18 protein-coding genes and 1 pseudogene are annotated in these 13,694 nt (G+C 40.0%); 13 read left to right on the top strand and 6 right to left on the bottom strand.

The window, feature by feature from the left end:
* Nucleotides 1–3: 3 nt before the first annotated feature.
* The gene (locus AACU25_RS24520; protein ID WP_096580128.1) at nt 4–267 is read right to left on the bottom strand and encodes a hypothetical protein; all 264 of its coding nucleotides are present in this window, start codon (nt 265–267) and stop codon (nt 4–6) included.
* A gap of 371 nt (nt 268–638) precedes the next feature.
* Between AACU25_RS24520 and AACU25_RS24515 the strand changes: the two genes are divergently transcribed.
* The gene (locus AACU25_RS24515) at nt 639–1,376 is read left to right on the top strand and encodes a thermonuclease family protein (RefSeq protein WP_096580126.1); all 738 of its coding nucleotides are present in this window, start codon (nt 639–641) and stop codon (nt 1,374–1,376) included.
* Between the two features lie 147 nt (nt 1,377–1,523).
* Here the strand turns inward: AACU25_RS24515 and AACU25_RS24510 are convergent, their stop codons facing one another.
* Nucleotides 1,524–1,949, bottom strand: a complete 426-nt coding sequence (locus AACU25_RS24510) for a VOC family protein (protein WP_096580124.1) — start codon at nt 1,947–1,949, stop codon at nt 1,524–1,526.
* Nucleotides 1,950–2,160: 211 nt separating this feature from the next.
* Here AACU25_RS24510 and AACU25_RS24505 point away from each other — a divergent pair, with 211 nt between their 5' ends.
* Both AACU25_RS24505 and AACU25_RS24500 read left to right on the top strand, forming a co-directional pair.
* Complete coding sequence (locus AACU25_RS24505; RefSeq protein ID WP_096580122.1) at nt 2,161–2,490, top strand: hypothetical protein; 330 nt, start codon at nt 2,161–2,163, stop codon at nt 2,488–2,490.
* Between the two features lie 689 nt (nt 2,491–3,179).
* Entirely contained in the window at nt 3,180–3,980 is an 801-nt protein-coding gene (locus AACU25_RS24500) for an RMD1 family protein (RefSeq protein WP_096580120.1), read from the top strand.
* Between the two features lie 18 nt (nt 3,981–3,998).
* Here the strand turns inward: AACU25_RS24500 and AACU25_RS24495 are convergent, their stop codons facing one another.
* The 3 genes from AACU25_RS24495 to AACU25_RS24485 all read right to left on the bottom strand — a co-directional run bounded on the left by AACU25_RS24495 (nt 3,999) and on the right by AACU25_RS24485 (nt 6,479).
* Complete coding sequence (locus AACU25_RS24495) at nt 3,999–4,853, bottom strand: sulfurtransferase (RefSeq protein ID WP_096580118.1); 855 nt, start codon at nt 4,851–4,853, stop codon at nt 3,999–4,001.
* A 125-nt stretch (nt 4,854–4,978) separates the two neighbouring features.
* On the bottom strand, nt 4,979–5,857 hold the full coding sequence (locus tag AACU25_RS24490; RefSeq protein ID WP_096580116.1) for a lysophospholipid acyltransferase family protein: 879 nt from the start codon (nt 5,855–5,857) through the stop codon (nt 4,979–4,981).
* Between the two features lie 142 nt (nt 5,858–5,999).
* A complete protein-coding gene (locus tag AACU25_RS24485) occupies nt 6,000–6,479 on the bottom strand; it encodes a hypothetical protein (RefSeq protein ID WP_321206849.1) in 480 nt (159 codons plus the stop codon).
* 194 nt (nt 6,480–6,673) lie between these two features.
* On the opposite strand from AACU25_RS24485, the pseudogene AACU25_RS24480 reads away from it, so the two are divergent.
* The 10 genes and pseudogenes from AACU25_RS24480 to AACU25_RS24435 form a co-directional block, all read left to right on the top strand.
* Nucleotides 6,674–7,525 (top strand): annotated as a pseudogene (locus tag AACU25_RS24480) (nitrogenase component 1); the annotation flags it as partial.
* Between the two features lie 107 nt (nt 7,526–7,632).
* Complete coding sequence (nifN, locus tag AACU25_RS24475) at nt 7,633–8,952, top strand: nitrogenase iron-molybdenum cofactor biosynthesis protein NifN (RefSeq protein ID WP_096580114.1); 1,320 nt, start codon at nt 7,633–7,635, stop codon at nt 8,950–8,952.
* A gap of 132 nt (nt 8,953–9,084) precedes the next feature.
* Nucleotides 9,085–9,498, top strand: a complete 414-nt coding sequence (gene nifX / locus AACU25_RS24470) for a nitrogen fixation protein NifX (protein ID WP_190445963.1) — start codon at nt 9,085–9,087, stop codon at nt 9,496–9,498.
* On the top strand, nt 9,495–9,971 hold the full coding sequence (locus AACU25_RS24465) for a NifX-associated nitrogen fixation protein (protein WP_096580110.1): 477 nt from the start codon (nt 9,495–9,497) through the stop codon (nt 9,969–9,971). The genes nifX and AACU25_RS24465 overlap by 4 nt, the downstream gene beginning before the upstream one ends.
* Nucleotides 9,972–10,140: 169 nt before the next feature.
* The gene (locus tag AACU25_RS24460) at nt 10,141–10,341 is read left to right on the top strand and encodes a CCE_0567 family metalloprotein (RefSeq protein ID WP_045868969.1); all 201 of its coding nucleotides are present in this window, start codon (nt 10,141–10,143) and stop codon (nt 10,339–10,341) included.
* Nucleotides 10,338–10,655, top strand: a complete 318-nt coding sequence (gene nifW / locus AACU25_RS24455) for a nitrogenase-stabilizing/protective protein NifW (protein ID WP_096580108.1) — start codon at nt 10,338–10,340, stop codon at nt 10,653–10,655. Before AACU25_RS24460 ends, nifW begins: the two co-directional genes overlap by 4 nt.
* A gap of 10 nt (nt 10,656–10,665) precedes the next feature.
* Nucleotides 10,666–11,466, top strand: a complete 801-nt coding sequence (locus tag AACU25_RS24450; RefSeq protein ID WP_096580106.1) for a HesA/MoeB/ThiF family protein — start codon at nt 10,666–10,668, stop codon at nt 11,464–11,466.
* A gap of 216 nt (nt 11,467–11,682) precedes the next feature.
* Entirely contained in the window at nt 11,683–12,054 is a 372-nt protein-coding gene (locus AACU25_RS24445; RefSeq protein ID WP_045868658.1) for a HesB/IscA family protein, read from the top strand.
* A gap of 205 nt (nt 12,055–12,259) precedes the next feature.
* On the top strand, nt 12,260–12,559 hold the full coding sequence (locus AACU25_RS24440) for a 2Fe-2S iron-sulfur cluster-binding protein (RefSeq protein ID WP_045868657.1): 300 nt from the start codon (nt 12,260–12,262) through the stop codon (nt 12,557–12,559).
* 106 nt (nt 12,560–12,665) lie between these two features.
* Nucleotides 12,666–12,917 carry a FeoA family protein gene (locus tag AACU25_RS24435; RefSeq protein ID WP_096580104.1) on the top strand — a complete coding sequence of 84 codons (252 nt, stop codon included), beginning with the start codon at nt 12,666–12,668 and terminating at the stop codon, nt 12,915–12,917.
* Between the two features lie 226 nt (nt 12,918–13,143).
* On the opposite strand, the gene AACU25_RS24430 is transcribed toward AACU25_RS24435, so the two are convergent.
* A complete protein-coding gene (locus AACU25_RS24430) occupies nt 13,144–13,353 on the bottom strand; it encodes a TOBE domain-containing protein (RefSeq protein WP_096580102.1) in 210 nt (69 codons plus the stop codon).
* Nucleotides 13,354–13,694 lie beyond the last annotated feature (341 nt).

The following is a 13,694-nucleotide window of genomic DNA, read 5'->3' as shown; positions in this document are numbered from 1 at the left end:
TCACTAGAAATTATCCAATCTAATTTCCTTCCAAATTTCCGAAACTTGCCAGCCTGTATTGCCAACTGATTGAACAACAGGGTGGTTACGGAAAGGAATATAGTCAGGCTCTCGATATTCGAGATTCAATGCTGGTTGTTCTGGTTCTATTGATTCTGGAGAATCAAGAGGGTCGAGAGGATCTTCTTGAAGATTAATGTCTTCAATTTCCTCCATATCTTTCATCTTCTGGAGCAGGAGTTTTTCGGATTTTTTGATCAGTTTCATGGCACTCTTCTTGTAATTTTATAAATTTAGGCAATGAAAATTGTTACATAAATTGTGATAGTCATTCATGTATTTATTCAAGAATCTTCAGACAGACCCGTAAGAATCTTTTATGAAGTATAGTTGTGAAAATTTTTGCTTGGATTAACTAGAATACAGCAAATTGGTAAAAAAACCGAGAAGTTTTCTGAATAATCTTATGTATATAAGTACAATATCTGCTTGTCAAGTAGCTAATAGTCAGTCTGTAGGTATTGGCAACATTGGCGTAGACGTAGAATTTGCAATGGTTAGAGACAACCGCAACAGGCGATCGCCTAGTACGTGCTATAAAATTATAAATCTATACATAAATAACTATACAAAAATACATGGAGCTACTAAAAATAATTTTAGTGCTAGCTACAATAGTAGGGGTTGTAGATGCTGAAACAATTCGCATTAAAGATAATACAGGACAAAAAATTACACTCCAGCTAGCCTGTATCAATGTACCAAAAGCGACTGCTCAGGCGATACCAGCAACACAAAGGCTGAAAAAGTTATTACCACCTTTAAGTTCAGTTGTGATCAGACGCACAGAAAAACTAGGAAGCGATCGCATCGCTGGTGAAGTTTTTGTGAATAATCGCTCAGTTAATCTGCTGATGCTAGAGTCCGGTAATGCGGTTGTTGACCAAGAATCTTTACAAAATTGCTCGGAGAGCAAAACTCAATATTTAATTGCTGAAGCTAATGCTAAAAATCATCGCTGGGGATTATGGCAACAATCAAATAACGCTATGAATCAACCAAAAATATTTTCTGCGCGGGGAAAATTAATTTATGAAGAAATTCCTCCCGTGATGTCAGTTAGAGCTTATCTTGGAGAGGAATTTTTTCTAATTTCTAACACCCCAAACCAAAGTCGTTTAGTGTTGCGTCCATCTGTGCAAGTTTCTCGAGATCAATTGCGATCGCTTCAGAATCAAGAAGTAGAAATTACCGCCGAGTACATTGCAGGAACTCGTCCATCACCCAATCAAGTTGCTTGTCCTTTAGATGCTGATGGTCAATGTATGGCTCAAGGTGCTGGTTATCAAGTTTTATCTATCAAGCTAGCCAAATAGAAATAAGCTGTTAACCATTTAATTTGTACATTGAGGCTGCAGGGGGGCAGGGAGCAGGGAGCAGGGGGTAAGGGAGAGGGTTTGCAGCTTTTACCAATATGAAAATGATGCAATTTAAATGAGGATTAGCTTAAAGTCTAATCTTGCCTAGACTTCATCAACATAAAGTTCCTGAATCAGTTGCATATCCCAATAGGTAGCTTCTACTTTATGACCATCGGGATCGCGGACAAAGCAACCATAGTATGGTTCACCATAGTGCGGTCTTGGGCCTGGCGCACCATCATCCACGCCTCCCGCCGCTAATGCTGCTTGATAAAACGCATGAACTGATTCTTTAGTTGGTGCGATAAAGCCAATGTGAGTACCATTCCCGACGGTTGCAGGTTTACCATCAAATGGTGTTTGTACCCAAAATTCAGGAAACTGCTTACCATAAGCAACCGCACCCGGATGTTCCATAATCCGCTTACAGCCAAGGGTGGGCAGTACTTTGTCGTAGAATGCGATCGCCCTTGCAAAATCATTCGTGCCAATCGAGATATGTGAGATAATGCTGGGACTATTATCCATACCTAATCCTCCATCTACTTGTGGGAATTTATGGCAAAGTAAACAATGCTTCTATCTGCAAACAGAAACATTGTTGCCGAGTTGTTTTAATAGTTTTGAGATCAGACTTTGGTAATGTTTAGGTGAAAGCTTCAGAGTTCAGCGGTATTATAACAGTATAAATGTACTAAAGCAACAGATTCGAGAGTTGTAAGAAAATTCACAACAGTCGATGAAAAGTAAAAGACTTGTCAATTTTATCAGTGGGCATCTCGACCTAACTCAGGCGGAATTTGAGATGTATTACCGTCCTTTGATTGATCGCGCGATCGCTCAAAATGAGTGCTTTATAGTTGGCGATGCTAAAGGTGCAGATACCCTTGCACAACAGTATCTTGTTGAGAGAACTGAGGCAGTCATTGTTTATCATATGTTCACCAGCCCTCGGAATAATGCAGGATTTCCGACCCGTGGCGGGTTTCACAGTGATATAGAGCGAGATACCCAAATGACCCTTGACTCAGATCGAGATATTGCTTGGGTAAGACCTGGAAGAGAGTGATCGGGAACTCAGGCAAACTGCGATCGGCGAATGAAAACAAATAGCCTAGTACAACAAGGCAAAAGTAAAAAGTAAAAAGAAAGAATAGTTATAGCACAAGCCTTTTAGCAATTACAGATGGTCTGTTTATTTACGGGAGCATCCCAATTTTGCAAATTTATCAACTTCAAACTAGTCATTGCGAATGGAGCGGAGCGGAATGAAGCAATCGCAAAGTCTAGCTGCTGCGATTGCTTCTCTTTGCTACGCAACGCTACCGCGAACGCTTCATTTCATTACGCTCTCTACGAGACGCTACGTGAACGCAATGACAAAATATGTTTTTACACATTTGGGATGCTCCCTTATTTACGCCGTAGTGTACTAAGTTATTCAACAAAAAACCTAACGCTAATTTTGGAGGGGGTTTGGGGGACGCAACCGTCCCCCAATCGGGGGTTTGGGGGAGAATCCCCCAATTCTGCTGGCTTGTTCAACAACTAACAAATTAATCTTTCATGCTCTTCACCAAAGCGTATTGCCGGCAAATCACCCACAAGTTTAAGAACTGCCAACTAAAAAATATCCCATCTTATTTACACTAGAGTGTATGGGGAAAAACATTCGTATTGAGTTCAAAAATTGAGATAATTTATTCATTTCTATCACTACCCCATAGATTAACAGGCAGAACATAGCATAGGGCAAAAATGCAAAAATTACTTTTTAATGACAGAGATAGCTTTAGCGCGCAGGCCCTATTCCTTGGTAAAAAAATTAATCTCAAAACATTGGAGAATTACGTTTGCTTGGCGACTATGCCAGTGATGGTTACAGTCGGTGAACAGGGTGGCGCAGTATTGTTCGACTATGGTGCAGTTGTTCTATTTAACCTTGAGCCTGTAGAAAAGGTAGACTTCTTAACTAAACTATCCTCACAAGTTAGTGACGCTTTTGCCAACCCAGAAACAGAAGAAGTGGAAATTAAGCTCAGACTTGCCGAAAGTGAAAGAGTTAAGGAAGGAAAAATTTTGTTGCAAGACTTTAGTGTAGAACGCTTGCAGATAGTAGCTGATATTCTTGCTAAAAGTGTTGTGTTATCTCATTATGAAACTAGCCTAGCGACTGTATTTGATCAAATTGAACCATTTGCAGCTAGCCTCCAGAGTGAACACAGAAGTTCACGCCAGAGCCGGGAATTATTGCGTCAACTTGGCACTACGTTGTTAGTTCAACATAAAATTGTAGGACGAGTAGAGATTATTGATAAACCAGAGTTACTCTGGGAATCCCCACAGTTAGAAAACTTATATCTGCGATTAGAAGATGAATACGAAATCCGCGAACGTCACCATGCTTTGGAACGTAAACTAGACCTAATTTCCCAAACCGCACAAACAGTACTGGAGTTTATGCAGCATAGTAGCAGCCAGCGAGTTGAGTGGTATGTAGTAATTTTAATTGTGGTAGAGATTCTGCTGTCACTTTACGATATTATTTTCAAAGGCTAATAGTCCAGGTAGGCTTTTTTATATCACTTTACTATCAATAGGTAGCGAAAAATCCCGAGACCATTCATTCCAAGAACCAAAATAATTTTTGGCGTAAATTCCGGCTGTTTGTAAAGCAATTAAAGTATTTGCTGCTCTAGAACCTTTGAAGCAGTAAACATATACTATAGAATCTGAAGTAATACCTATAGATTCACAAATTTCTAAGATTTCTGCTTTTGAGCGAAATAGAGGTATTTCCGAATCAGATATCATTAAACGATGCCATTCTAGCCACAAAGCATGAGGAATTCTACCTTTACGAGGGCAAAAATCTGGAGCATAGGGAGAAGAACTCAACCCCAGCCATTCTTCGCGATCGCGCACATCTAATTTAATAATTTCTGGATTATCAATTGCTTGTAACATCTCAGTGGTAGTCACCATCATCTCAGAATTGGGATGCAATTTAAATATGCTGCGTTCACGTAATGGGACTTCATTAGTAATAGGTAATCCCGCCTTCAGCCATGCTCTATATCCTCCATGTAAGACAGATACCTGAGCGCAACCTAAATATTTTAATATAAAAGCTGCTCGACAAGATTGACCATAACCTTTATTAAAAGCATCCTCATACACAATTAACCATTCTGCACCAGTAATTCCTACACTGCTGAGAATTTCTTGAAAATGCTCTTGCAGTTTATTTAACCCTGCTGGGTAAGAATTATCTAAAAGGTAGGTAAAAAATTCTCTGATATTAATAGAATTAGGAATATGGGAAATAGCATATTCTTCTGGACTGCGCGTATCGATAATAACAACCTGTGATGAATTTTCTGCTAACAGCGACGTGAGTTCTTGAGGAGAAATGAGGAGTTGTGTATTCACGCTTTCATGCTTATATCATCGTAATATTAAGCATTATCGCGCCCAGCAGATTTGCTTTAAGAAATACAAATAACAGAAGACTAAATTTTAAATGTTATCAGAAAACATTTTTATCAATCTCTTTTTTAGCCTATAGCCCCTATCTTTACGCTAGAATCCCTAACTAATTTATCTAACTCCTGCTGCATTTGAAAATTAACTAACTCATAACAAGCGTTTACATAATCCCTATCCCTCGCTGCATCTTTGCCATATCGCTCAAAAATAATGGGAGGACATACACGAGTATGTATTTGCACAGGTAAAGGAATATTAGGTAAAGGGCCAATAGATAAACCCCAAGGTAAACCTAAATAAATGGGAAATACTCCGGGGTCTAATTGATATAACCAAGGTAGTCCCCACTGATGTAATTGTTTGACTAAATCATAACAGTCAAATAAAACTATCAAAGTATCATGAGCACCTACAGATATTAATGGGATAATTGGTACTTCTTCTTTTAAAGCTAGTTTTATAAAGCCCTTATTTCCGGCAAAATTAATTTTATGGCGTTGGCTATAAGGACGAAACATATCATATTGCCCTCCTGGGTATACCAAAACGCTAGCACCTAAATCAAAAGCTGCACTAGCCATTTTTGGATGAGCAACAATCGCTCCTAATTTTTGAGCTAATTTGCCTATTATGGGACTAATTTCCCAAGCATAAGGATGCATTAAACCATAAACCAAACGCTCAGTTCCAAAGCGGGAAAACCAATCATACATCATCACAATCAAGTCGGGAGAAGCCATCCCACCGTTATGAGAACCAACTAGTAATACCTTTCCTTCTTTTGGTATGTAATCCCAGCCATCAGTTTTTACTTGAAAGTAGTAACGATACAACCATTCCCCTATAGGCATTAACCTCTCTATAAACTGGGTATCTCGCTCCTTTAATGACCAACCTGGTTTACAATCAGAGACATTATTTGATATTCCAAACAAACTATTGGTCATACAGTTAACAGATAGATTTTTCAAGACTAACTGATTATCCTAATAAATTTGCATATTTATTTGATGAATCTCTAAGTTGAAATTTAATGTTTCATACTATCTTCTCTACGAGGCTTGTTAGTTCAACAATGTTGAGTAATTATTACTGTTTGTATAAGTTTAATTGCGTTAAATTAATAAATGATTCCCTTGTCGATGAATTTGGAAAGGGCGCAGCGTCAAACTCTACCACACCAATAGCCTCAACGATTTGATTATTATATTTTTCTACTTCATCAGGCGATCGCAACGATTGTTTATTCCAAGATGGGTAAATACTTACCTTGGTTTCATCCTCCAGCACCACTTGCGACTTGATATACAGTCCTTGAAATCCTGGTATTCCGGTAGATTCTGGATTGGGTTTCCAGCTTCTAGATGTGTAACGTCCAATCAGTTTCACCCGTTGACCATTCAGACGAATTAAATCGTCACGATTTTTAACTATTTCCAATTTGCTTTCTAGAACTTCTTGATTATTTACTTGGGAAAGTTGGCTAGTACTGGGTTGAATCTCTACAAATATACCTAATATGATTGACACAGTTACACTTGAAGCAATAGCAACAGAGCGTAATAGCATTTTCTTCTCCACTTTTGATGCAGGGATATTGCTTAATTACAAGTGTTTATAGTCACACTTGTACATCAACTATAGTTGAACTTACAACCGGAATGTGTAGCTACCGTCAGATCAACTACATTAAGCAATATTGCGTTCTTTTTTCCAGATGTCTGCAATTGAAAAGCTGAAGGTGTTGTATTAAGCGTTTGTGTGAACCTGAATATACTACACCTTATGATATTAACTTAATCGGTGAGTACAACATCGCCGGCGAAATGTGGGGAGTGACACCACTATTGGAAAAATTGGGCATTCGTGTTTTATCAAAAATTACAGGTGATGCTCGCTATCAAGAAATTACCTACGCTCACCGCGCCAAGCTGAATGTCATGATCTGCTCGCGCGCTTTGCTGAACATGGCGAGAAAAATGGAGGAACGTTACGGCATTCCTTACATTGAAGAGTCTTTCTACGGCATCGATGACATGAATCGTTGTCTGCGAAATATTGCCGCTAAATTAGGCGATCGCGATTTACAAGAGCGCACAGAAAAGCTAATTGCTGAAGAAACAGCTGCTCTAGATTTGGCTTTGGCTCCCTATCGTGCGCGACTCAAAGGCAAGCGCGTTGTCTTGTATACAGGCGGTGTTAAAAGTTGGTCAATTATCTCCGCAGCAAAAGACCTAGGCATAGAAGTAGTCGCCACCAGCACCCGCAAGAGTACAGAAGAAGACAAAGCCAAGATTAAAAAATTAATCGGTAACGATGGCATCATGCTGGAAAAAGGCAATGCTAAAGAATTGCTGCAACTGGTGAAAGACACCAACGCCGATATGTTAATTGCTGGGGGTCGTAACCAATATACAGCCCTCAAAGCCCGGATTCCCTTCCTCGACATTAACCAAGAACGTCACCATCCCTATGCAGGTTATGTAGGTATGGTAGAAATGGCTAGAGAATTATACGAAGCACTCTACAGCCCAATTTGGGAACAAATTCGCAAGCCAGCGCCTTGGGATGAGGTTGAGGAATCGGCTGTACTTACTGAAGTATGGGAAGGATGAGGTAGATGAGGGGGATGAGGTAGAAAATTCCTATCCTGCTCCCCCTGCCCCCTGCCCCCTGCCCCCTGCTATCTCATCTCTCTATACTCAAACTTGGTATAAGTTAAATGGCGATCGTTACTACTCCCAACAAACCAGTTACAGTTAATCCTTTAAAGCAAAGCCAAGCTTTGGGTGCATCTTTAGCTTTCTTGGGATTAAAGGGCATGATTCCCTTATTTCACGGCTCTCAAGGTTGTACTGCTTTTGCCAAAGTTGTTTTAGTACGGCATTTTCGGGAAGCAATTCCCCTAGCAACTACAGCCATGACGGAAGTGACTACCATTTTGGGTGGTGAAGACAATGTGGAACAAGCAATTCTCACCCTGGTAGAAAAATCTCAGCCAGAAATTATCGGTTTATGTAGCACTGGGTTAACAGAAACTCGAGGCGATGATATAGAACGTTTCCTGAAAGAGATTCGGGAACGTCACCCAGAATTAGATAAGCTATCAATTGTTTTTGCGCCTACACCTGATTTTAAAGGTGCTTTACAAGATGGTTTTGCTGTAGCGGTGGAAAGCATTGTTAAAGAAATTCCCCGACTTTGTGCTACCAGAATTGAACAAGTCACCATTTTGGCGGGTTCGTCTTTTACACCAGGTGACATCCAAGAAATTAAAGAAATGGTAACTAGCTTTGGCTTAGTTCCCATTGTGGTACCAGATTTGAGTGCTTCCTTGGATGGACATTTAGAAGATTCCTATAGTGCGATTACAGCTAGTGGAACAACCGTCGCTCAACTGCGGGAAGTTGGCGGTTCTGCTTTCACGATCGCACTTGGTGAAAGTATGCGCGGTGCAGCACGGATTCTGCAAGAACGGTTTGGTATTCCTTATGAAGTTTTTGGACAACTCACAGGCTTAGAACCTGTGGATGAGTTTTTGCAAGCTTTAGCGATTCTTAGCGGTAACAGCGTCCCGGAAAAATATCGCCGCCAACGTCGCCAACTGCAAGACGCAATGTTAGATACTCACTTTTATTTTGGTGCTAAACGCGTATCTTTAGCTTTAGAACCTGATTTGTTGTGGTCAGCAGTGCATTTCTTGCAATCAATGGGAGCGCAAATTCATGCTGCAGTCACCACAACGCGATCGCCTCTGTTAGAAAAACTCCCCATTAAAAGCGTCACAATCGGGGATTTGGAAGACTTTGAGGAACTAGCAGTAGGCTCTGACTTGTTAATTGGCAATTCTAACGTCGGTGCGATCGCTAAACGGCTATCCATTCCCCTCTATCGCCTCGGAATACCGATATACGATCGCTTAGGTAATGGTCAATTTACCAAAGTCGGCTATCGCGGCACAATGGAGCTTTTGTTTGGCATGGGTAACCTCTTTTTAGAAGCCGAAGAAGAGAGAGTAAAACATTTCCACGGAGATTTTTAGTAGTCAAGGGTCAAAAAGTCAATAGTCAAAAGTATATAAACATTGACTCTTGATTCTTGTACAGACGCGATTAATCGCGTCTCTCCGGCATTTGACTCTTGACCAAAAACAAATGACAAAGGACGAATAGCGATGAAAATTGCCTTTACGACAAGTGACCGAGTTCATATTAATGCTCACTTCGGATGGGCAAGACAAATTGAGGTTTATGAAGTCTCGGATGAGGGATATACATTTGTTGAGACTTTAACTTTTGATGGCGACCTCAAAGAAGATGGTAACGAGGATAAAATCACACCAAAACTAGACGCGCTAGGTGATTGCACAATTGTTTATGTATTAGCAATTGGTGGTAGCGCTGCTGCACGTTTAATCAAAAAAGGTGTTACCCCAATTAAAGCGCGATCGGAAGAAGAAGAAATCGCGGAAGTATTAACTAAATTAGTCCAAACACTCAAAGGTAATCCCCCACCTTGGTTGCGTAAAGCTTTAAAGCAAAAAGACACAAACTTTGCCGATGAATTAGAAAATGAAGCAACAGTATGAGTATAGATAATAGTGTTAACGGGACTGCCAGCAGTACAGTCTCTAGCTCACCTTTCCTGAAGGCGATCGTCCAACAAATCCGGGGACAAGATACCTATGGAACATACCGCAATTGGGCGGATGATTTAATTCTTAAACCTTATGTAGTTAGCAAACAAAAGAAACGCGAAATTCCTCTTGATGGGGAAGTAGATCCGCTAACTAAAGCCAGAATTATGGCATTTTATCGCGGTGTAGCCGCTTGTATTGAGAAGGAAACAGGTCTCATATCCCAAGTCGTAGTTGATTTAAGTCATGAAGGTTTTGGCTGGGTACTTGTTTTCTCAGGTCGTCTTTTGTTAGTAGCTAGAACTTTAAGGGATGCTCACCGCTTTGGCTTTGATTCCCTCGAAAAAGTTGCAGAAGAGGGAACCAAGCTAGTAGAGAAAGGCATTGATTTAGCAAAACGCTTCCCCGAAGTTGGCAAGCTTTAATTCGTCAATAGTTAATAGTCAATGGTCAAGGGTCAAAAGATTTTGGATTCTTGACTCTAGACTTTTGAACGCCAGTTGCTTCTCCCAAGGGGAGACGCTACGCGAACAAGTCGGCAAAGCCGCCCAACGCACTGGCTCCTCTAGACTCTGGACTCTAGACTTTGAACAAATGACAACTGAAGAACTCAAGGGAAAAATCAGACGGCTCAATAGTAAAGCAGGTCAAATGAAAATGGATCTGCACGACTTAGCAGAGGGATTACCCACAGACTTTGAAAAATTGATGGATGTTGCAGCTGAAACTTATGCTATCTATCGCGAGCTAGATGAACTTAAGCAACAGCTTAAAAAAATGGAGAAGGGTGAATGAGCCGCAATATTGATGAGTTTAAGAAACTCGTAGACGCAGAGGAATTCTTGCAATTTTTTGAAATGCCCTACGACCAAACATTTGTGAATGTTAATCGTTTACATATTCTAAAAAAATTCTCTCAATTCATGAGAGAAGTAGATGAGAATTTTCCTGATTTAAAACCAGAAGAAAAACTCGAACAATATGCCATAGCTTTGCAAAAAGCCTATGAGGTTTTTATCGAGTCAACACCTCAAGAACAAAAGCTGTTTAAGGTGTTTAATGATAAGCCGAAAAATGTAGTCAAGCTGACAGAAATCACTTCTGATTAGGAGGTAAAAAGTGGTAAACCTAACGCCTACCGAATTAGAACGCTATAGTCGCCAATTGATGCTCCCTAATTTTGGCGAATTAGCTCAGAAGCGCCTGAAGTCAGCGACAGTTTTGGTTACAGGTGTGGGGGGATTAGGCGGTACAGCGGCGCTTTACTTAGCTGTAGCGGGCGTTGGGCGGCTAATCTTAGTACGAGGTGGTGACCTACGGCTAGATGATATGAATCGTCAAGTTCTCATGACAGACGATTGGGTAGGTCAGCCAAGGGTATTCAAAGCTAAAGAAACTTTGGAAGCGATTAATCCTGATGTCCAAGTGGAAGCAGTTCATGATTACATCACCCCGGAAAATGTAGACGCGTTGGTACAGTCCGCTGATATGGCTCTTGATTGCGCCCACAATTTTACAGAGCGTAATTTGTTGAATGCGGCTTGTGTGCGTTGGCGTAAGCCGATGGTGGAAGCAGCAATGGACGGAATGGAGGCTTACCTGACTACGATTATTCCTGGGGTGACTCCTTGCTTGTCTTGTCTGTTTCCAGAAAAACCTGATTGGGATCGGCGTGGCTTTTCAGTTCTGGGGGCTGTTTCTGGAACACTGGCTTGTTTAACAGCGCTAGAAGCGATCAAGCTGATCACTGGGTTTAGTCAACCGTTACTGTCACAACTGTTGACAATCGACCTCAATCGGATGGAATTTGCTAAACGGCGTTCTCACCGCGATCGCGCTTGTCCTGTCTGCGGAAATAGCGCACCCTGGAGATACGCACAATCAGGTTCTATGGAACCCACCAGTAATTTCACAAAATAATCAGCTTCATTGCGTTGAATTGCATATCTCTTCGTTTAATCCTTTATTAGTCATTTGTTTTCTGCCCATTGTAAATACAAAGTCAATCTCAATTCCTTTGTAAATACAAATTACAAATGGCTAATTATTAAGGACAAATATGCAATTAAAACGCCTCAAGGCTTAAGAAACCACACCTGTAATTACAACCACTATCGCAACAAATCAGGAGATGTGATGACTGTTACTTTGACAGAAAAAGCTGAATTTCGTCTGCGGGCGTTCTTAGTCGGTTCTGCCCCCGACTCCAATGTTGCAACTAAAGGCGTTCGCATCTCTGTAAAAGATGGTGGTTGCAGTGGCTATGAGTATGGCATGGAGATTACTAGCAAGCCACAACCAGATGATTTAGTAATTCAGCAAGGAAAAGTACAACTTTACGTTGACGCTCAAAGCGCACCGTTATTGGAAGGTGTTGTCATCGATTTTGTTGATGGGGTAATGGACAGCGGTTTTAAGTTTACTAACCCCAATGCAACCGATACCTGTGGTTGTGGTAAATCCTTCAAAACCGGTGATTGCACACCTAACGGTGTTCCTTGCAGCTAATACTGTTTCAGATTTAATCAACACATAAAAACCGCTTCGCGGAATTCAAGCAAAATCCGTCGTAAAAAAATTGAATTTCGCCTAGCGGTAATAGTGTCGATTCTGCTACAGAAGCGCTCCGTGTAGCTGCATCAAGAGTGAAACCGGGAGACTACCAACTCTGGTAATTAAACCTAATTGTAGAAAGTTTGAGGAGAATCGGAAAATGGCTACCTACCAAGTTAGATTGATCAACAAAAAAGAAGATCTCGACAGCACAATTGAGATTGACGAAGATACAACCATCCTCGAAGGAGCAGCAGAAAACGGTATTGAACTACCCTTCTCTTGCCACTCTGGTTCTTGCTCTAGTTGTGTTGGTAAGGTTGTAGAAGGTGAAGTTGATCAATCCGATCAAATCTTCTTAGATGACGAGCAAATGTCTAAGGGATTTGCTTTACTATGTGTTACCTATCCCCGTTCTAACTGCACAATCAAGACTCACCAAGAACCATATCTTGTATAAAGTGTAGTTATCGCTTGAACCTAGGATTAAGGATGAAAAGTATCTTCATCCTAGCCTGGGGCAAGCTTTATTCAAGGCATCTACAAATATAATATTTATACTACTTATGTTTACTCCCTTTACTATTAAGGGCTGTTCATTAGAATTGCTGAACCCTGGAGAGCAAGGAATTGTAGCTTCCTGCAAAATTCCCAATGAAAAGTGCCGTCAAAAAGTAATAGCAATGGGTATATCAGTAGGAACGAGTATCACTGTTAAAGAGAAATTTCCTACATTTAAAATCGAAGTTAATAATATAATTTTCTCAATAGATAAAGAAATAGCCCGCGTAATTTATGTACGCATTCTTGATAGCTAATATTTAAATAAATTTGTAGGGTGTGTTGTCGCGCAGCGCAACGCACCAGCAAGCCATAAAACAATTTTAGATTTTGGATTTTAGATTTTGGATTTTATATTTTCGATTGATTCCACAGATAAATCTGGGGCTTGTAGCATCAAGGAATTATTGTTCAAAAATTGAAGGTGCGTTAGCCTACGGCATAACACACCCTACGAAATAAGAGATAATTTTTTACTATTGCTTAATCAACAGCAACTAAGACATCAGATGCTTTAATCACTGCATAAGCTGTCTTACCTTCTGCTAATCCCAGCTTATCTGCTGAAGATTTTGTGATAATTGCTACTACTTCTACACCAGGTGCTATTTCTAAAGTAACTTCGCTATTCACAGAGCCAGCAACAACTTTTTTAACAGTAGCTTTTAAAGAATTACGAGCGCTAATTTCCATTTCTGGATACCTTTTTTGTTTTGTGTATACTTGATAACACTAGCAAATAATAATAGTAAGCAGATAATTTTTTTACTTTTTTTTAAGAAAGCAAGTTATTTATATAAATGAATAAATAAAAATAAGATATTATACTTACAAAATTCTTTAGCTAAATAAACTACACAAGTAGAGGCAAAAAATTATTGTGTCTTTACGAATTATTCAAATGGTCGATAGCATTTCCTATTCAATAGCAACTTTAAGAAAAAACTAAAAACATATATAAATATAATAGAGTGATAGTCAATAGAGATTGTTACTTAAATAAATCATATTTATAGATTTTAATGATTATTTTT

The sequence above is a fragment of the Tolypothrix tenuis PCC 7101 genome (assembly GCF_963874875.1).
Classification (GTDB): Bacteria; Cyanobacteriota; Cyanobacteriia; order Cyanobacteriales; family Nostocaceae; genus Aulosira; species Aulosira tenue.
This window is presented reverse-complemented; position numbering and strand designations above follow the sequence as displayed.